This window comes from Streptomyces sp. NPDC051569, assembly GCF_044454085.1.
Classification (GTDB): domain Bacteria; phylum Actinomycetota; class Actinomycetes; order Streptomycetales; family Streptomycetaceae; genus Streptomyces.
In genome coordinates this window covers 226,033-243,910 of the sequence record NZ_JBITDJ010000002.1, presented here as the reverse complement: position 1 = coordinate 243,910, position 17,878 = coordinate 226,033, and the positions used below count along the sequence as shown (strand labels likewise).

The 17,878-nt window shown below is 71.5% G+C and carries 17 protein-coding genes and 1 pseudogene; 7 read left to right on the top strand and 11 right to left on the bottom strand.

Features of this window, described 5'->3' with window-relative positions:
• Positions 1–5: 5 nt before the first annotated feature.
• The 3 genes from ACIBAE_RS04070 to ACIBAE_RS04060 all read right to left on the bottom strand — a co-directional run bounded on the left by ACIBAE_RS04070 (position 6) and on the right by ACIBAE_RS04060 (position 3,651).
• A complete protein-coding gene (locus tag ACIBAE_RS04070) occupies positions 6–1,475 on the bottom strand; it encodes an ABC transporter permease (RefSeq protein ID WP_399282225.1) in 1,470 nt (489 codons plus the stop codon).
• Between the two features lie 309 nt (positions 1,476–1,784).
• On the bottom strand, positions 1,785–3,059 hold the full coding sequence (locus ACIBAE_RS04065) for an Ig-like domain-containing protein (protein WP_399282224.1): 1,275 nt from the start codon (positions 3,057–3,059) through the stop codon (positions 1,785–1,787).
• 169 nt (positions 3,060–3,228) lie between these two features.
• Positions 3,229–3,651: a hypothetical protein gene (locus ACIBAE_RS04060; protein ID WP_399282223.1), complete on the bottom strand. Its 423-nt coding sequence runs from the start codon at positions 3,649–3,651 to the stop codon at positions 3,229–3,231.
• A gap of 174 nt (positions 3,652–3,825) precedes the next feature.
• Between ACIBAE_RS04060 and ACIBAE_RS04055 the strand changes: the two genes are divergently transcribed.
• Positions 3,826–4,182: a hypothetical protein gene (locus ACIBAE_RS04055; RefSeq protein WP_399282222.1), complete on the top strand. Its 357-nt coding sequence runs from the start codon at positions 3,826–3,828 to the stop codon at positions 4,180–4,182.
• 141 nt (positions 4,183–4,323) lie between these two features.
• Here ACIBAE_RS04055 and hutH read toward each other — a convergent pair whose 3' ends face one another.
• The 5 genes from hutH to ACIBAE_RS04030 all read right to left on the bottom strand — a co-directional run bounded on the left by hutH (position 4,324) and on the right by ACIBAE_RS04030 (position 10,468).
• Positions 4,324–5,865, bottom strand: coding sequence for a histidine ammonia-lyase (gene hutH, locus ACIBAE_RS04050; RefSeq protein WP_399282564.1), 1,542 nt, complete (start codon positions 5,863–5,865; stop codon positions 4,324–4,326).
• 76 nt (positions 5,866–5,941) lie between these two features.
• The gene (locus ACIBAE_RS04045; RefSeq protein WP_399282221.1) at positions 5,942–7,249 is read right to left on the bottom strand and encodes a diguanylate cyclase domain-containing protein; all 1,308 of its coding nucleotides are present in this window, start codon (positions 7,247–7,249) and stop codon (positions 5,942–5,944) included.
• A 62-nt stretch (positions 7,250–7,311) separates the two neighbouring features.
• Complete coding sequence (locus tag ACIBAE_RS04040; RefSeq protein ID WP_399282563.1) at positions 7,312–8,118, bottom strand: enoyl-CoA hydratase/isomerase family protein; 807 nt, start codon at positions 8,116–8,118, stop codon at positions 7,312–7,314.
• 141 nt (positions 8,119–8,259) lie between these two features.
• Complete coding sequence (locus ACIBAE_RS04035) at positions 8,260–9,411, bottom strand: adenylate/guanylate cyclase domain-containing protein (RefSeq protein ID WP_399282220.1); 1,152 nt, start codon at positions 9,409–9,411, stop codon at positions 8,260–8,262.
• A 196-nt stretch (positions 9,412–9,607) separates the two neighbouring features.
• Entirely contained in the window at positions 9,608–10,468 is an 861-nt protein-coding gene (locus tag ACIBAE_RS04030) for a biotin--[acetyl-CoA-carboxylase] ligase (RefSeq protein ID WP_399282219.1), read from the bottom strand.
• Positions 10,469–10,677: 209 nt separating this feature from the next.
• On the opposite strand from ACIBAE_RS04030, the gene ACIBAE_RS04025 reads away from it, so the two are divergent.
• The 4 genes from ACIBAE_RS04025 (at position 10,678) to ACIBAE_RS04010 (ending at position 13,587) form a co-directional block, all read left to right on the top strand.
• Entirely contained in the window at positions 10,678–12,366 is a 1,689-nt protein-coding gene (locus tag ACIBAE_RS04025; protein WP_399282218.1) for an acyl-CoA carboxylase subunit beta, read from the top strand.
• A gap of 98 nt (positions 12,367–12,464) precedes the next feature.
• The gene (locus tag ACIBAE_RS04020) at positions 12,465–12,671 is read left to right on the top strand and encodes an acyl-CoA carboxylase epsilon subunit (protein WP_399282562.1); all 207 of its coding nucleotides are present in this window, start codon (positions 12,465–12,467) and stop codon (positions 12,669–12,671) included.
• Positions 12,672–12,823: 152 nt separating this feature from the next.
• Positions 12,824–12,952, top strand: a complete 129-nt coding sequence (gene mmpB, locus ACIBAE_RS04015) for a morphogenic membrane protein MmpB (RefSeq protein WP_399282217.1) — start codon at positions 12,824–12,826, stop codon at positions 12,950–12,952.
• 167 nt (positions 12,953–13,119) lie between these two features.
• Positions 13,120–13,587 (top strand): NUDIX hydrolase, encoded by a 468-nt coding sequence (locus ACIBAE_RS04010; protein WP_399282216.1) that lies wholly within the window; start codon positions 13,120–13,122, stop codon positions 13,585–13,587.
• On the opposite strand, the pseudogene ACIBAE_RS04005 reads toward ACIBAE_RS04010, so the two are convergent.
• Together ACIBAE_RS04005 and ACIBAE_RS04000 are read right to left on the bottom strand one after the other, a co-directional pair.
• A pseudogene (locus tag ACIBAE_RS04005) lies at positions 13,575–14,011 on the bottom strand (metal-dependent phosphohydrolase). The gene ACIBAE_RS04010 and the pseudogene ACIBAE_RS04005 overlap by 13 nt on opposite strands.
• Positions 14,008–14,484, bottom strand: coding sequence for an SAM-dependent methyltransferase (locus ACIBAE_RS04000; RefSeq protein WP_399282215.1), 477 nt, complete (start codon positions 14,482–14,484; stop codon positions 14,008–14,010). The pseudogene ACIBAE_RS04005 and the gene ACIBAE_RS04000 overlap by 4 nt, the downstream one beginning before the upstream one ends.
• A 183-nt stretch (positions 14,485–14,667) precedes the next feature.
• Between ACIBAE_RS04000 and ACIBAE_RS03995 the strand changes: the two genes are divergently transcribed.
• Positions 14,668–15,282, top strand: a complete 615-nt coding sequence (locus tag ACIBAE_RS03995) for a Maf family protein (protein ID WP_399282214.1) — start codon at positions 14,668–14,670, stop codon at positions 15,280–15,282.
• A gap of 28 nt (positions 15,283–15,310) precedes the next feature.
• Here ACIBAE_RS03995 and ACIBAE_RS03990 read toward each other — a convergent pair whose 3' ends face one another.
• On the bottom strand, positions 15,311–15,718 hold the full coding sequence (locus ACIBAE_RS03990; protein WP_399282213.1) for a hypothetical protein: 408 nt from the start codon (positions 15,716–15,718) through the stop codon (positions 15,311–15,313).
• A 346-nt stretch (positions 15,719–16,064) separates the two neighbouring features.
• Here ACIBAE_RS03990 and ACIBAE_RS03985 point away from each other — a divergent pair, with 346 nt between their 5' ends.
• Positions 16,065–17,819 (top strand): acetyl/propionyl/methylcrotonyl-CoA carboxylase subunit alpha, encoded by a 1,755-nt coding sequence (locus ACIBAE_RS03985; protein ID WP_399282212.1) that lies wholly within the window; start codon positions 16,065–16,067, stop codon positions 17,817–17,819.
• Positions 17,820–17,878 lie beyond the last annotated feature (59 nt).

The following is a 17,878-nucleotide window of genomic DNA, read 5'->3' as shown; positions in this document are numbered from 1 at the left end:
TCGGGTTACTCGACACGGCGCAGGGCGTCGGCGGGGCGCAGCCGGGAGGCGCGCCAGCCACCGAAGCCGCCCGCGATCAGTCCGCCCGCCACGGCGAGCCCGACCGCGACACCGATGATGGTGAGGGAGACCGGTGCGGTGAGGGCGATGTCGACCGACTTCGACGCGGCCAGCCGAGCGGGTCCGCCGTTGCCCGCCATGCCGCCGGGGCCGAAGCGGCTCATACCGCCGCCGCCCCCGCCACTGGGGCCGCCCCCGCCGAGCTGCGCCGTGAGGGAGGGGCTGATGGCGGTGACCAGATAGGCGCCTCCGAGTCCGAGGGCGATGCCGAGCGCTCCGCCGAGCAGCCCGTTGACCAGGGCCTCGCCGACGACCTGGCCGGTGACCCGGCGGCTCTTCCAGCCGAGGGCCTTGAGCGTGCCGAATTCGCGCACCCGGCGGCTGACCGCCGAGGAGGTGAGCAGACCGGCCACCAGGAAGGCGGCGATCAGTACGGCGATGGACAGCCACTTGCCGACGTTGGCGGCGAGGCCGGAGGCGGTGGACAGGGAGCCGGAGACGGTGTCCGCGAGGTCGGCGGAGGTGGTGACCGTCGTGCCCGCGATGTTCTTCTGGATGGCGGACTTGACGCTGTCGATCCGCTGCGAGTCGGCGGCCTTGACGTAGACCGTGGTGACCTTGTCCTTGGCGTCGGCCAGGGTCTGAGCCCGCGTCAGCGGGATGTAGAGGTTGGCCGCGGCGTCACCGCTGTCGGCGGTGGCGACGCCGACGATGGTGAACGTGGTACCGGAGATGGTGACGGTCTTGCCGACCGCGAGGCTCTTCTCCTTGGCGTACGCGCTGTCGACGACCGCGACGGCGGCGTTCGTCTCGGTGGTCTTGAACGTACGACCGGCGGTGATCTTCGAGGAGGTCAGCGGGCCGAGCGCGGGTTCGGTGACGTCGGTGCCGTACAGGGAGTAGGTGTCGACGTCGAACGCCGCCCCGCCGCCCCGCACCTGGCCGCCGCCGTCGCCCCCCGTGCCGCCGGGGCCGCCGCGTCCGCCGCCCTGCCCGGGGGTGAACTCGCCCGGCTTGAAGTCGCCGTTCACCTTGAGGACGCTCAGGTTCAGTCCGCCGACGGCGCCGGCGACGCCGTCCTGGCCGCCGACCTTGTCGACGGTGGAGGAGGCGAGGGTCTGGAAGCCCTGGACGAGGACCCGGTCGCTGCTCTGCGCGCCGTCGCCCTTCGCGTCGAACTCGAAGCGCGGGCGCCGGGTGGTGTCGTCGCCGGGCGGCGGGGCGGCCTTGGTGACCGTCATGTCGGTGCCGAGGCCGTAGAGCGATTGCAGGACCTGGTCCTGGGCGCGGCTCATACCGGTGGAGACCGAATTGACGACGATCACCAGGGCGATGCCCAGGGCGAGCCCCGAGGCGACGACGAGCGCCGCCTTTCTGCGGCGGCGCAACTCGCGCCGGAGGTAGGTGAAGAACATGAGCGTGAAGCTAGGCCCGGGTTCTGATGAGGAGTTGAGGCCCGGGTGAGAGCCGCATGAGAACGCGAACGGCCGCGGCACCGGGAGGGTGCCGCCGCCGTGGGGCGTACGCGTACGAAGCTGAATCGGCTCAGCTCCGGGCCGGACGGGTGCCGGATCGGAACCCGGCTCCGGGAATCGGAACCGGGCCGGACCCGGAACCGGCTCCGAATCGGAACCGGTCAGGGGTCAGAACCGGTCCGGGGTCAGAGCCGGGCCGGGGTCAGAACCGGGCCGGGGTCAGAACCGGGGTCAGACGGGTCCGTGCCGTCAGGCCGCGGAACCGGCCTGCCAGTCGGCCCAGCTCAGGTTCCAGCCGTTGAGACCGTTGTCCGGCTTGATGGTCTTGTCGGGGGAGTTCTTGACGATGACCACGTCACCGACGAGCGAGTGGTCGTAGAACCACGCGGCCGGCTGGTTCGCGTCGCCCGCGCCCTTCACGTCCTGCAGACCCACACAGCCGTGGCTGGTGTTGACGGAGCCGAAGACGGACTTGGCGCCCCAGTAGTTGCCGTGGATGAAGGTGCCCGACGTGGACAGCCGCATGGCGTGCGGAACGTCCTTGATGTCGTACTCGCCCTTGCCGTCGTCGTCCGTGAAGCCGACCGTCGCACCGTTCATCCGGGTCTCCTTGAACTTCTCGGAGATCACCATCTGGCCGTTGTACGTCGGGTTGTCGGGCGAACCGGAGGAGATCGGGATCGTCTTGATCGTCTGGCCGTCCCGCGTGACGGTCATGGTGTGCGCCTTCGCGTCCACCGTGCTGACCTGGTTGCGGCCGATGGTGAAGGTGACCGTCTTCTGCTGGACGCCGGTGATGCCGTTCGCGCCCTCGACACCGTCCAGGTTCAGCTTGACGATGACGGTCGAGCCGCCCGTCCAGTACTGCTCGGGACGGAAGTCGAGACGCTGCGAGGAGAACCAGTGGCCGACGACCTGCTGGTTGCTGCTCGACGTCACGCTGATCCCTGCCTGCACGGCCGCCTTGTTGGTGATCGACTTGTCGAAGTTGATCGAGACGGGCATCCCGACACCGACGGTCGAGCCGTCCTCGGGGGTGAAGTTCCCGATGAAGCTGTTGGCGGGCGAGACGGTGGTGAAGGAGGAGTTCTCGTGGGCCACGAGGCCCTTGGCGTCCTTCGCCGTCGCGGCGATCTTGTACACGGTGGACCGCGAGAGCTGTCCGTCCGGCTTCCAGCTCAGGGAGTCGGCGGACAGGGTGCCCTTGACGGGGGTGCCGTCCACGGTGGTCATCGTGACGTCCGTGAGGGTGCCCTTGCTGACCGTGACCTTGGCGTCGTTGTGGATGCTCGCGTTGGTCGCGCCGTTCTTGGGCGAGATGGCTATCTGAGCCTCGGACGTCTCCTTGGCGGCCGCCGCGTCCACCTGGGCCTGCGACGACGACTTGGTCGGGGCGGCCGAGCCGGACCCACCGTTGCCTCCGTCAGTGCTGCAGGCCGTAAGCACCAGAACGCCGCCAAGCAGTGCGGACGCGGCCACGAGACCCTTACGCCGCTTGCTGTCCGTCATCACACGCTTCTCCATCGTCGCCGATTACCCTGCCGATAAGTTTTAAGAACGCTCGTGCCGGTTCGTCCGGTTCCACATCAGCCGCAGATGTGGCGCACACCACTCGCCATCCCGCGACAACGCGCGATAAGTCGGACCCCGGCCCGCCGGGGCGCGGCGGGCCGGGCCGGGACCCACCAGGGTGTCACGATCGGGGAGCGGACCCGGCCTCATTGACGTCGTTGCCCGCACGGGCGCGGTCGTTCAGCCCGTCGTTCAGCCCGTCCTTCAGTTCGGCCGCGCCGTCCAGCTCACCCTCGTCGTCCTCGTCGAGGTCCCATTCCACCGCGTCCGGGTCGTAGTCGATCAGTTCACTGGTCCACGACGCCTGCGCCAGTTCGATCCCGGGGACCTCGCTGACCAGGTCGAACGGCTCGACGAGATACGCGAGAGCCTCCGCCTCGTCTTCCCGCACCGCGGACTCGGCGTGGGCGCGCTCGTCCTCCGGCATGGACTCGTCCGCGACGATGCGGGCGAGGGCGGCGCCACTGAGCTGCCCGGGGTCGTCGACCTCCAGCACCAGCTCCACCCGCAACCGTACATAACGCGATGACTCAGAAGTGCTCATACGACGGAGCTTAGGGCTCCCGACCCGAAGGCCCGGCCGTCTCCGCCCCGGGGCCCGGCCGCTCCCGACCCGAAGGCCCGGCCGGCCCCGGGCCGACGACGGCGCCACGGAACGGCTCGTCTAGCATCAGCGCATCCCAGCCAATTCGACGTTGTCACAAGGGAGATCGATCACTTGTCCGTCGCAAGCCGGCCGCTGCTCACCGCTGCCGCCGCCGGAATCCTTCTCTGCGCACTCTGGTTCGTTCCCTCCGCGCACGCCACCGAAGAACTGGACGCTCCGGAACAGGGGGCTGCGGCGGCAGCGCGGAGCCTCGCCGCCGGAGACCTCGCCGCCGGGGACCTCACCGCCGGGGACCTCACCGCCGGGGACCTCACCGCCGGAGGACCGGGCAGCTCGCGGGAGCCGGCTCTCCTCGCCGAAACAGGCAGCGTGCGGACCACGCCGTACCTGATCGGCGGGAGCGTGCTCCTCGGGGTGGGCGCGGTGTTCGTCGTGTACTCGGCACGCGAGGGCGCACGCGTCTTCTGAGCAGCCGCACGGGAACAGCGGTACGGCGACCACAGCCGTACGTGCGCAGCCGTACGTGTACTCCGTGTACGGGGAGGGGCCGACCGGCAGCACCGGGCGGCCCCTCCTGTCATCGCCGGACCTTCACCACGGCGGGAACGCTCAGGCCAGCGGGCCCGTCACCGGCTCCACCGCCGCGACCAGCCTGCCCTCGCGTACGAAGGCGTCCGCCGCCGCGAGGTCCGGGGCGAGGAAACGGTCCGGCCCCGGGCCCTCGACCCCCGCCGCGCGCAGCGCGTCGATGGCGGCCCGGGAGGCGGGCGCGGGGGTGAGGCCGTGGCGCAGCTCGATCGCGCGGGTCGCCGCGTACAGCTCGACCGCGATGATCCGGCTCAGGTTGTCGACGGCGGTACGGAGCTTGCGCGCGGCCGACCAGCCCATGGAGACGTGGTCCTCCTGCATCGCGGAGGACGGGATGGAGTCCACCGAGGCGGGAACCGCAAGCCGCTTCATCTCGCTGACCAGGGCGGCCTGCGTGTACTGCGCGATCATCAGGCCCGAGTCGACCCCGGCGTCGTCGGCGAGGAAGGCCGGCAGCCCGTGCGAGCGGTTCTTGTCGAGGAGCCGGTCCGTACGGCGTTCCGCGATCGAGCCCAGGTCGGCGGCGGCGATGGCCAGGAAGTCCAGGACGTACGCGACGGGGGCACCGTGGAAGTTGCCGTTCGACTCGACGCGGCCGTCGGGCAGGACCACCGGATTGTCGACCGCCGCCGCCAGCTCGCGGTCCGCGACGATCCGGGCGTACGCGAGCGTGTCCCGGCCCGCGCCCGCGACCTGCGGGGCGCAGCGCACGGAGTACGCGTCCTGCACGCGGGGGGCCGCGTCGGCCTGGAAATGGCCGGTCAGGCCCGACCCGTCGAGGACCCGCAGCATGTTGTCCGCGCTGGCCCCCTGGCCGGGGTGGGGCCGGATGGCGTGCAGCTCGGGCGCGAGGACCTTGGCGGTGCCGAGCAGGGCTTCCAGGGTCAGCGCGGCGGTGATGTCGGCGGAGGTGTAGAGGCGGTGCAGGTCGGCGAGGGCCATGACCAGCATGCCGAGCATGCCGTCGGTGCCGTTGAGCAGCGCCAGCCCCTCCTTCTCGCGCAGCTCGACGGGGGTGATGCCGTGTGCGGCGAGCAGCTCGCCCGCGGGCTTCACGACACCGTCGGGGCCCTCGGCGTCGCCCTCGCCCATGAGGGTCAGCGCGCAGTGGGAGAGCGGCGCGAGGTCGCCGGAGCAGCCGAGCGAGCCGAATTCGTGGACGACGGGGGTGATCCCGGCGTTCAGCACGTCGGCCATGGTCTGCGCGACCTCGGGGCGTACGCCGGTACGGCCGGAGGCGACGGTCTTGAGCCGCAGGAACATCAGCGCCCTGACGACGTCCCGCTCGACGCGCGGGCCCATGCCGGCGGCGTGGCTGCGGACGATGTTGCGCTGCAGCTGGGCGCGGAGGTCCTGGCTGATGTGCCGGGTGGCGAGCGCGCCGAATCCGGTCGAGACCCCGTACACGGGCTCGGGCTTGGCTGCCAGCGCCTCCACGATCCGGCGCGCGTCGGCGAGCGCGGTGACGGCCTCGGCGGAGAGCTCGATCCGGGCGTGCCCGCGGGCCACGGCGATGACGTCCTCGGCGGTGGTCCCGGACGTCCCCACCACGACAGTGTGCATATCCATATTCAGGAGCGTACGGACTGAATCTCAAGGTGTCACTAGCGGTGGGCCACCTGCGGGTTGGCGGAATCGGTCACCCCCCGGAGGGCGGCTCGGACGTCGGCCCGGTCGGCGGCCGTGGCATTGGCCGTGGCGTCGGCCCAGTCGGCGGCTGCGGCGTCGGCCCAGTCGGCGGCCGTGGCGTCGGCCGTGGCGTCGGACCGGTCGGCGCGTCCCGGAAGCTCCGGCGGTCGTGGGCGTTGCCCGGCGGCGCGTCCGCCAGGCGCAGCACCGCCCCGTCCCGCCCCGCCACCACCGGCTCCCCCGAGCGCGCCGCCTTCGCCCGGTACTGCGCAGCGTCGGCCAGGCGGAACAGCCGCCGCGCCGACCGCACCTGCCCGATCGGGTCGCCCGTGGAGGCGATCCCGCACGCGACTCCCTCGCCGAGGTCCAACTCGGCTGCCCGCGCGCACAGTTCCCTCGCCACGGCGATCACCGCGTCGGCCGGGGGGCCGGCCGTGAGCAGGCAGAACTCGTCCCCGCCCAGCCGGGCGGCCAGCGCCCCCGGAAGTCTCGCGCCGCACAGCGACAGGACCGAGCCGAATCGTTCCAGCAGCCGGTCACCGACCGCGTGCCCCTGGGTGTCGTTGACCCTCTTCAGGCCGTTGAGGTCGCAGACGACGAGGCTGACGACGGTGCCGTCCTCCCGGTGCAGCCCGATCGCCTCGTCGAGCCGCATATCGACCGCGCGCCGGTTCGCCAGCCCGGTCAGCGGGTCCGTGAAGGCCAGCCGGCGGACCTCTTCGAGCCGCTCGGTCTGGGCGATCCCCGAGGCCACCACGGACGCGATGACGGTGGCGAAGTCCGCGTCGTCCCCGCCGAAGAGCGGCGCACCGAGCGGCCGGGCCACGTACAGCTCCCCCCACGCCCGCCCGTGCAGCAGGATCGGCGCGACGACACAGCTGCTCCGCCCGCGCCGCCGCAGCGCCGCGACGCGCTCATGGCAGTAACCGGGGTCACGGGCGCCCGGGCCGGAACCGGGCGGGCCGGAAGCGCCCGGTCCGGAAGCACGCGGGCCCGCCGCCGTCTCGACCCAGGCGTTCGGGCCGCCGCCGCCCGCCCACCGTTCGTGCAGGAACTCCGCGATCTCAGGGAACTGGTGCACGGGGTACGACTCGTCCTCGGGGAAGTCCTCCTCCCCGGCGGCCAGATCCCCCACGTTCACGAGCACCTTCAGCCGTCCGAGGTCCCGCTCCCACAGCGACAGCGCCGCGAAGCTCCCGCCGAGCGCCTCGCACGCGCCCTGGGCGGCGGCCCGCCAGGACTCGCGCGGCGTCTGGGCCGACGCCATCGCCTGTGCCAGCGACACCACGGCTCGTAGTCGCCCATCCACTCCCATCACCCCACCCTAGGGCGTTTTGTGATGCTTTGATCACTTGGAGCGATGGGCCGACCACTCCGCGTTCACTCGCCGGGCCACTCCGGGGGCCGCTTCTCGTTGAAGGCCGCTACGCCCTCCGCCCGGTCACCCGAGAAGGCCACGGACCGCCAGGCGGCGTCCTCGACCTCCAGGCCGGCCCGCAGGTCGAGCCCGTGCCCGAGCCGCAGCGCGCGCTTGGCGGCCCGCAGCCCGACGGGCGAGTTCGCGGCGATCCGGGCCGCCAGCGCCAGGGCCTCGTCCCGGTCGGCCCCCTCGTCCACCAGCTGGTCCACGAGGCCCAGCTCCCGCGCCTCCGGCGCCTCCACCCGCCGGGCCGTGAAGATCAGTTCCGCGGCCCGGGCGGCTCCGACCCGGCGCGGCAGCAGCTGCGTACCGCCGCCGCCGGGGATCACACCGACCGACACCTCGGGCAGCCCGACCACCGCCGTACGGTCGGCGACGATCAGATCGCAGGCGAGGGCCAGCTCGAAGCCACCGCCGAGCGCGAAGCCGTGCACGGCGGCGATCGTCGGCATCGGCAGCTCCAGCACCCCCGTGTACGCGACGCGCGCGGTGGGCCGCTGGCGCACCAGCTCGGCGTCGCTGAGGGAGTTCCGCTCCTTGAGGTCCGCGCCGACACAGAAGGCGCGCGGATGGGTGGAGGTCAGCACGGCGACGCGTACGCCCTGGCCCACGCCCTGATCCCCGCCCAGCGCCGCGCACGCGGCACCGATGGACCTGGCCATCTCCGTGGACACGGCGTTCATGGCCTTGGGCCGGTCCAGGACCAGCTCCGCGACGTGACCGTGCCGCCGTACGACGACGAATTCCCCGAACCGCTGCTCAACCACGCCCGCTACCGTCACGTCCGTCATGCGCCGCGCCCTCCCGGTTAACGATGGTTCACCGGGGTCCGATCCTAGGCCCTGTCGGCCGATCTTCGCCGGGCCGGGAACGCCGGGCTGATCCGACAAGACCGCCCGGAGCGGGACCTACGGGGTGCGGCGTGCCAGCAGCCATGGTTCGACCACGCCCAGACCGCGCACCGGCCGCTGCCACATCGGCTGCAGCCCGAAGCGGTACGAGGGCGCCGCCTCACCGGCCGCCTCGGCCCGCGCCGCCGCCTCCGCCGCCTGGGCCTCCGAGGCCGGGGCCTCGCCCGACCGGATCAGCCCCTCCGCGAACGCGCCGTCGACCAGGACCGTGTCCTTGGGGGCTATGGAGGTGAGCCGGCTCGCGAGGTTCACCGTCGTACCGAAGACATCGCCCATCCGCGTGGTGACCGTGCCGAACGCCATCCCGACGCGCAGCGCGGGCATCGTCTCGTCGTGGGTCATCGTCTCGATGAGGCGCAGCGCGATCTCCGCCGCCGTGCCCGCGTCGTCCGCCGCGTACAGGACCTCGTCCCCGAGGGTCTTGATGAGCCGCCCGCCGTGCGCCGCGACGAGGTCGGCGCAGGTCGTCTCGAACGCCTCGACCAGCTCGCCCAGTTCCTCCTCCTCCAGCCGGCGGGTCAGCCGGGTGAAGCCGACGAGGTCGGCGAAGCCCACGGCGAGCCGTCGGTCGACCATCTCCTCGTCGTCGGCGGCCTGGACGACGCGCCCGGTGGCGGCGGCGAGCTGGCGCCGCCACACGTACACAAGGAACTCCTCCAGCTCGGGCAGGAGCAGCTCCACCAGGGGATACGTGACTTCGGTACGGGTCATTCCCGGCTCGGGCGGCTCGGTGAGCCCCTCCAGGAACGAGTCGATCTGCCACTCCGCCAAACGGGCGGTCGTCTGCCCGGTCGAGCGGGCGACCTGGACGGCCATCGGCTCACTGAGCAGCCCCGCCTCCACCAGACCGGCCAGCCGCCGCAGCGCGAGGACGTCCGCCTCCGTGAGGGCCTTGGCCTGGCCGATGTCGGCGAATCCCATGGCCCGCCAGAAGCGGGAGGCGAGGTCCATCGAGACACCGGCCGTACGGGCCGCCTGGAAGGGCGTGTAGCGGCGCTCCGCACCGAGGATCAGCTGTTCGAGGCGGATGGCGAGCGGGTCGTCGGTCGGCTCGACCGTGTGGTCGACGACATGGTGGGGTGTCGGGTAACCCGAGTTGTCCGACGGGGGCTTCACGTCCTCGCCGGAAGTCGAATCGTCGACGGTCACCAGCCGCCTCCTGCCCGTTCCCTGCGCACTGCCCTGCCGATCTGTCGTGGATCGCCTCAACGATACGGCAGGTGTGCCCTGGCTCACGTCTCGCCCATCAGCCTATGCGCGGGTCGGCCCGGGCCGCTCGGTACGGGCGGCGGCGACCCGCCCTTGGCGAGCCCCCCGGCCAGCACCGAGCCCCCCGCCCGTTCGCCTACCCCGCCGCCCGTACGTGCACGATGTCGCCCGCCCCCACCGCATGGCGCTCCCCGCCCGCCGTCGCCAGGACCAGCCGCCCGTCCCCGTCGACGGCCACCGCCTCCCCCGCCAGCTCCCGGTCCCCCGGCAGCTCCGCCCGCACCGCGCGCCCGAGCGTCGCGCAGCCCGCCGTGTACGCCTCCTGGAGCCCTGAGGCGCCCGGGTCGCCGTCTGCCGCCCGCCACTCCCCGTACCAGCGCTCCAGGGACCGCAGCACCCCCCGCAGCAGCGTGTCGCGGTCCAGGGACACCGCGTCCGCCAGTGCCAGCGAGCCGGCGGTGGGGACCGGCAGCTCCGCGGCCCGCAGGGACACGTTGACGCCGATGCCGACGACGACCGCCCCGTCCCCGGCGCGCTCCGCGAGGATCCCGCCCGCCTTGCGTTCCTCGCCGTCCACGTTCACCAGCAGGTCGTTGGGCCATTTGAGGGACGTGTCGACTCCGGCGGCCCGTGCCAGGCCCGTCGCGACGGCCACACCCGTGAGCAGCGGCAGCCAGCCGTAGCGCTCCACCGGCACATCGGGGCCGGGCCGCAGGACCACCGAGAAGAAGAGCCCCGACCGCGCGGGCGCCGACCAGCGCCGGTCCAGCCGCCCCCGCCCCGCCGTCTGCTCCTCGGCGACCAGCACAGCCCCCTCGGTCAGTCCGGCCGCGGCCCGAGCCGCCAGATCGGAATTGGTGGATCCGGTGGAGGGGACCACGTCGAGCGAACTCCACAGACCGCCCGGCCGGATCAGCCCGCGCCGCAGGGCGCGCACGTCCAGCGGGGGGCGTTCGAGGTCGGACCAGCGGCTTGCGGGTGCATCGGGCTCCGTCATACCAGCCACCCTAAGAGCCGTCCCGTGTGGCAAACACCGCACTGCCGAACGGTATCCACGCCGATACGCTACGGATCAGTAGCACGTGGGCAGCAGACACGTGAGCAGCACCTGAGCAGCACCGTGAGTACCTCAGCAGCACCGTGAGTACCTGAGCAGCACCTGAGCCCGTGACCCGCACCCGTGACCCTCCAGGGAGCCGCATCCCGATGTCAGAGCCGGAAATCGCACTCGGAACCGCCCTCGGAACCGCCGATGACCCCGCCGACGCCCGTGCCACCGGAGCCGCGCCCGGTACCGCTCCGGGGACGGCGCACGGCACCGGAGCCGGCCACACCACCGCGGGCAGAATCGCGGACCTCCGGCGCCGTATCGAGGAAGCCACCCACGCCGGCTCCGCGCGCGCCGTGGAGAAGCAGCACGCCAAGGGCAAGCTGACGGCTCGCGAGCGCATCGGCCTGCTGCTGGACGAGGGGTCCTTCGTCGAGCTGGACGAATTCGCCCGGCACCGCTCCACCAATTTCGGCATCGAGAAGAACCGCCCGTACGGGGACGGGGTGGTCACCGGTTACGGCACGGTGGACGGCCGCCCGGTCTGCGTCTACTCGCAGGACTTCACGATCTTCGGCGGCTCCCTCGGCGAGGTCTACGGCGAGAAGATCATCAAGGTCATGGACTTCGCGATGAAGACCGGCTGCCCGGTGATCGGCATCAACGACGGCGGCGGCGCCCGCATCCAGGAAGGCGTGGCGGCCCTCGGCCTCTTCGCCGAGATCTTCCGCCGCAACGTCCACGCGTCGGGCGTCGTGCCGCAGATCAGCCTGATCGTCGGACCGTGCGCGGGCGGGGCCGTCTACTCCCCCGCGATCACCGACTTCACCGTGATGGTCGACCAGACCTCGCACATGTTCATCACGGGCCCGGACGTCATCAAGACGGTGACCGGTGAGGACGTGGGCTTCGAGGAACTGGGCGGCGCCCGTACGCACAACACGACCTCCGGCGTAGCCCACCACATGGCGGGCGACGAGAAGGACGCCATCGAGTACGTCAAGTCCCTGTTGTCGTACCTCCCGTCGAACAACCTCTCCGAGCCGCCCGCCTTCCCCGAGGAGGCCGTACTGGAGACCACGGACGAGGACCGGGCCCTGGACACCCTGATCCCGGACTCCGCGAACCAGCCGTACGACATGCACTCCGTCGTCGAGCATGTGCTGGACGACAGCGAATTCCTGGAGACGCAGGCGCTGTTCGCGCCGAACATCATCACCGGCTTCGGCCGGGTCGAGGGCTTCCCGGTCGGCATCGTGGCGAACCAGCCGATGCAGTTCGCGGGCTGTCTCGACATCAACGCGAGTGAGAAGGCCGCCCGGTTCGTCCGCACCTGCGACGCCTTCAACATCCCGGTGCTGACCTTCGTGGACGTGCCGGGCTTCCTGCCCGGCGTCGACCAGGAGTACGGCGGCATCATCCGGCGCGGCGCCAAACTGATCTACGCGTACGCGGAGGCCACCGTCCCGCTGATCACGGTGATCACCCGCAAGGCGTTCGGCGGCGCGTACGACGTCATGGGCTCCAAGCACCTGGGCGCGGACCTGAATCTGGCCTGGCCGACGGCGCAGATCGCGGTGATGGGCGCGCGGGGCGCGGTGAACATCCTGCACCGCCGCGCGATCGCCGCGGCCGGCGACGAGGCGGCGCAGGACGCGCGGCGCGCGGAGCTGATCGAGGAGTACGAGGACACCCTGCTCAACCCGTACATCGCGGCCGAACGCGGCTACGTGGACGCCGTCATCATGCCGTCGGACACCCGGGCCCACCTGGTGAAGGGCCTGCGCCAGCTGCGGACGAAGCGGGAGAGCCTGCCCCCCAAGAAGCACGGCAACATCCCCCTCTAGTGCCGGGCTCGGCGCTCCAGGGCCGGCGGCACCATCTCCAGCTCCAGCTCCAGCTCCAGCTCCAGCTCCAGCTCCAGCTCCAGGAAAGGGAGTTCACGATGATCAAGGTCATACGAGGCAACCCGACCCGGGAGGAACTGGCCGCCGCCCTGGCGGTCGTCCAGGCCCGCGCCGCCGCGGCGGGGAACCCCCCGGCGGGCACCCCCGAACCCGCCGCCGAGTGGTCGGCCCCGTCCCGCATAGCCCGCGACCGAACCCCCCGCCCCGGCCCGCGCGCCTGGGCGCACACGTACTGGCCCGGCTAGGGCCGCGTCCTCCCGCCTGCCGGTCCTCCCGTCCGGATCACGCCGGGCTCGCGCGCCCTGCTGCCGCGCCCCGCGCCGCCGTCGGTCGCCGACGCTCCGCCTGAGTACCCGTACTCAGGCGGAGCGGGCGCGGCGGTCGCAGGATCGAGTACATGCTGTGGTCCGACCCGGAGAACGAGCCCCCCGAGGATCTGCGCGAAACGCAGTCCATGATGCGCCGCGCTGGAGTGCTGCTGGCCCTGGCGATGGTGGTGGTCGTGATCATCCTCGGCATCCGCTGACGTCAGGGCGGAGACCGATCGCGCCACGCTCCACACCTCCCCCTTCCCCGTGATCCACCTCAGAAGGGTTGATGCCGCGGATTGGTTCGACAACTACGCTCAGAGCTCCGAAGCGGTCTGGGCCGGCGCGCGGCCCTGGACACCGGGCCAGGAGGGGACCACCGCACATGGGTAGGACCGAGTACTACAACGACCCCGACGCCCCCAAGGCGAACACCCTCATCCCCGCCAACAACCTGCTCGTCGTCGACGACAGCGGCGCCGTCCTGCTCCAGCGCCGCCGCGACACGGGCCAGTGGGCACTGCCCGGCGGAGCCCAGGACATCGGCGAGACAGCGGCGCAGTGCGCGGTGCGCGAATGCCTGGAAGAGACCGGCATCATCGCCGAGATCACCGGCTTCCTGGGCGTCTACACCAACCCGAACCACATCGTCGCCTACACCGACGGCGAGATCCGCCAGCAGTACGAGAACACGTACATCGGGCGCCCGGTCGGAGGCGAGCCCACCATCAACGACGAGGCCGACGGCGTCCGCTTCATCCGGCCCACGGACCTCGATCAGTACGACATCCACCCCAGCATGCGCCAGCAGATCGGCGACTATCTCGCCGGCACCTACCCCTACCTGGGCTGAGCCGCCAACGCCGCTTCCACCCGCTCCACGGCGGCGAGGATCTCCGGCGCCGCACGGCGAATGAACCGCCCCACCACGCTGTCAGCGCGGTAACGGCCGACGATCTCGGTCACCCGCGCCTCGGCAACAGCGCCTCCCGCGATCCGCGCTCCTCCGCCTCCAGCAGCGCGAACGTGTGATGCGCGACGAGCCGTGCCGGCCGCGTATCGACACCGTCCGCATCCCGGAGGAACCGAGCACCGTCCAGCGGGTGGAAACCGGTCACCGCCGGCCGAGGCGCGTAGCCCACGTCATGAAGCGCTGCGGGGCGGTCCGGCCGCCTACGCCGTACGAGCGGACCGCGTCGACCGCACGTGGCCGTGACGGCGACAGCTCTCGCGTGCCGAATGGGACGCCGACGCGCGCGTGGAGTCCCACCGGTCAGTGCCGAGTGGCCCAGTAGTCCGCCAGCATCTCGCCGGGCCAGGCCGGCTGACGGACCGTACCGCGCGGCCCCATCTCGGTGAAGAAGGGAGCCAGGTCGTAGACGGCGGTCCCGTCCACCGCGTCCAGGTCGCTGACGTGAAGATCCAGACCCTCGACCTTCCGAAGCCGGGGGAAACTCGTCGCCAGTTGGTTGGGCCTGCGGTGGTTGCGATGTACGAACGTGCCGGTGGTCGGCCAGGCAGGATTGTTCCTGGGGCTCCGCGCGTGCAGCGCCACATCGCCGGGCGACGCCTGATCGAAGTGCCACACCACGACGAGGTGGGAGAACTCCTCCAGACCCTGTACGACCTCGACAGGGAAGTCGGGGTCGAGCCGGATCACCGAGTCGACACCGCCCCAGTAGTCGTCGGCCACCTCGGTCCGGCCTCCCGTGACGGTTCCGATCGGCTTGATCTCAAGTGACCGCGACATGATCGCTTCCCCTCACTCCGCTTCCTGCCGGCCGGTCAATCCATCTTCGCCAACCAAGCCTTAGCGCGTTCGTCCACGACGGTGACGACCGCGAAGGTGCGCCGTCTCTGTACCGGGAGAGCGGTCGGCGCGGAAGGGCCGGACAGGTCCTGCTTGATGTCGGCGCCGGGCCCGCCGCCTACCATGGGCCGCATGACCGATCAGCGCCGCCGGCTCGTTCTCGCCTCCGCCTCGCCCGCCCGTCTCGGACTGCTCCGGCAGGCCGGGCTCGAACCCGAGGTGATCGTCAGCGGGGTCGACGAGGACGCTCTGTCCGCCGCGAACCCCGCCGCGCTGGCGCTCGTCCTCGCCGAGGCCAAGGCCGCCGCCGTGGCCGCCAGGCCCGCGGTCGCCGGGGCCCTGGTGATCGGTTGCGATTCCGTCCTGGAACTGGACGGCGAGGCACTGGGCAAGCCCGCCGACGCCGAGGAGGCGACCGCGCGCTGGAAGTCCATGCGCGGGCGCGCCGGAGTGTTGCAGACGGGTCATTGCGTGATCGACACCACGACCGGGCGCAGCGTCTCGCGGACCGCCTCGACCACCGTCCATTTCGGGAGCCCGACGGACGCCGAGATCGCCGCGTACGTCGCGTCCGGCGAGCCGCTGTACGTCGCCGGGGCCTTCACGCTGGACGGCCGGTCGGCGCCCTTCGTCGACTCGATCGAGGGCGACCACGGCAATGTCATCGGCCTGTCGCTGCCCCTGCTGCGCCGGCTGCTCGCCGAGCACGAGGTCGCGATCACCGATCTCTGGGTCTGAATCGGCCCTGCCGGACGGGTCGTTGGGATCAGGCGGTGGCCGTGTGCTCACGGCCGTACGCCAGCAGGACCAGCACCAGCAGCCCCAGCACCACCATCATGAACGCGAAGGCCGCCCAGCCCACCAGTCCCACCGTCACCGCGCCCAGCACCCCGTGCACCACCGCACAGGAGATCAGCACGATCCCGCCGAAGCGTCCCGGGGCGCGGTCCTGGACGGCCGTACGTATCAGTATCGCCACGCACGTCAGGAGATACAGGCCGAAGAGACCGCCCATCACCCACGCGCCGGTGGACAGCGCGGCCACATCGAGGCCGGCCAGGGACATGTGCTGCTGGTCGACGACCGTGGCCAGCACGCCGTTGACCAGCACGGCACCCACCGCCTCCGCCAGCAGCACGATCGCGGTCACCCAGGCCACCGGTACGCGCGCCACGACCCCCACCCTCTTCCCCAGTTGTCGGCGTACGGACGATATCGCGCACGTTACCAACCGGTAAACCACCGGACGCGGATTCCTCGGGAGCAAAGAATGTTTCAGCCATTCGTAGGGACTCCACAAAGAAACGTGATGCGTCGCGGGGCACTCGGACAGCGATCGGGACCACGTCCGACCGCTACTGTGCGACAAGGGGACCCGGCGTACCGTGGTGCCACTAGGGATTTCGCTACTTGAGCCAGCCTAGAATCACGCTCCGTGTGGGCAAGCTCGCCAATGGGGACGGGTCGAGGTGGCGTGTCGGCAGTCCCTAAACTCAGCTTGTTTCAAGGAGGGAGCCATCGTGCGCAAGGTGCTCATCGCCAACCGTGGCGAAATCGCTGTCCGCGTTGCCCGCGCGTGCCGGGATGCCGGGATCGCGAGCGTAGCCGTCTACGCCGACCCGGACCGGGACGCCCTGCATGTCCGCGCGGCAGACGAGGCGTTCGCCCTGGGCGGTGACACCCCGGCCGCCAGCTATCTGGACATGGCCAAGGTGCTTCAGGCCGCGAAGGATTCGGACGCGGACGCCATCCACCCCGGCTACGGCTTCCTGTCCGAGAACGCGGACTTCGCCCAGGCCGTGCTCGACGCGGGTCTGACCTGGATCGGCCCGCCGCCGCAGGCCATCCGTGACCTCGGCGACAAGGTCGCCGCCCGCCATATCGCGCAGCGCGCCGGGGCCCCGCTGGTCGCCGGCACCCCCGACCCGGTCTCCGGGCCCGACGAGGTCGTGGCGTTCGCGGAGCAGCACGGTCTGCCGATCGCGATCAAGGCGGCCTTCGGCGGTGGCGGGCGCGGCCTCAAGGTCGCCCGCACCCTGGAGGAGATCCCGGAGCTGTACGACTCCGCCGTACGCGAGGCCGTCGCCGCCTTCGGTCGCGGCGAGTGCTTCGTCGAGCGCTACCTGGACAAGCCCCGGCACGTGGAGACGCAGTGCCTGGCGGACTCGCACGGCAACGTCGTCGTCGTATCGACGCGTGACTGCTCGCTCCAGCGCCGGCACCAGAAGCTGGTCGAGGAGGCGCCCGCGCCGTTCCTGAGCGAGGCGCAGAACGCCGAGCTGTACGCGGCGTCCAAGGCCATCCTCAGGGAGGCCGGCTACGTCGGCGCCGGCACCGTCGAGTTCCTCGTCGGCACCGACGGCACGATCTCCTTCCTGGAGGTCAACACCCGTCTGCAGGTGGAGCACCCGGTCACCGAAGAGGTCACCGGCCTCGACCTGGTCCGCGAGATGTTCCGGATCGCCGACGGCGAGGAGCTCGGTTACGGCGACCCGGCCGTGCGCGGGCACTCCTTCGAATTCCGTATCAACGGCGAGGACCCGGGCCGGGGCTTCCTCCCCGCCCCCGGCACGGTCACCGCGTTCGCCCCGCCGAGCGGCCCCGGTGTCCGCCTGGACGCCGGCGTCGAGTCCGGTTCGGTCATCGGCCCGGCGTGGGACTCCCTGCTCGCCAAGCTGATCGTCACGGGCGCCACGCGCGAGCAGGCACTGCAGCGCGCGGCCCGCGCGCTCGACGAGTTCACCGTGGAGGGCATGGCCACCGCGCTGACCTTCCACCGCAAGGTCGTGACCGACCCGGCGTTCACCAGCGACCCGTTCCAGGTGCACACCCGCTGGATCGAGACCGAGTTCGTCAACGACATCCCGGCCTTCAGCAGCACGGGTGACGCGGACGCGGACAACGAGCCGGGCCGCGAGACCGTCGTGGTCGAGGTCGGTGGCAAGCGCCTGGAAGTCTCGCTCCCGATCAGCCTGGGCATGTCCCTGGCCCGTACGGGTCTGGCCGCCGGCGCCAAGCCGAAGCGCCGCGCCGCGAAGAAGTCCGGCCCGGCCGCCTCCGGTGACACCCTCGCTTCCCCGATGCAGGGCACGATCGTCAAGGTCGCGGTCGAGGAGGGCCAGGAGGTCAAGGAAGGCGACCTGGTCGTCGTCCTGGAGGCCATGAAGATGGAACAGCCCCTGAACGCGCACCGTTCGGGCACGGTCAAGGGCCTGTCGGCCACGGTCGGTTCGTCCATCACCTCGGGCGCGATGATCTGCGAGATCAAGGACTGACGTCCTCGTTCGTCCCGCGAGCCGTATGACCGAGGGGCCCGCCTCCATCCAGTGGGAGG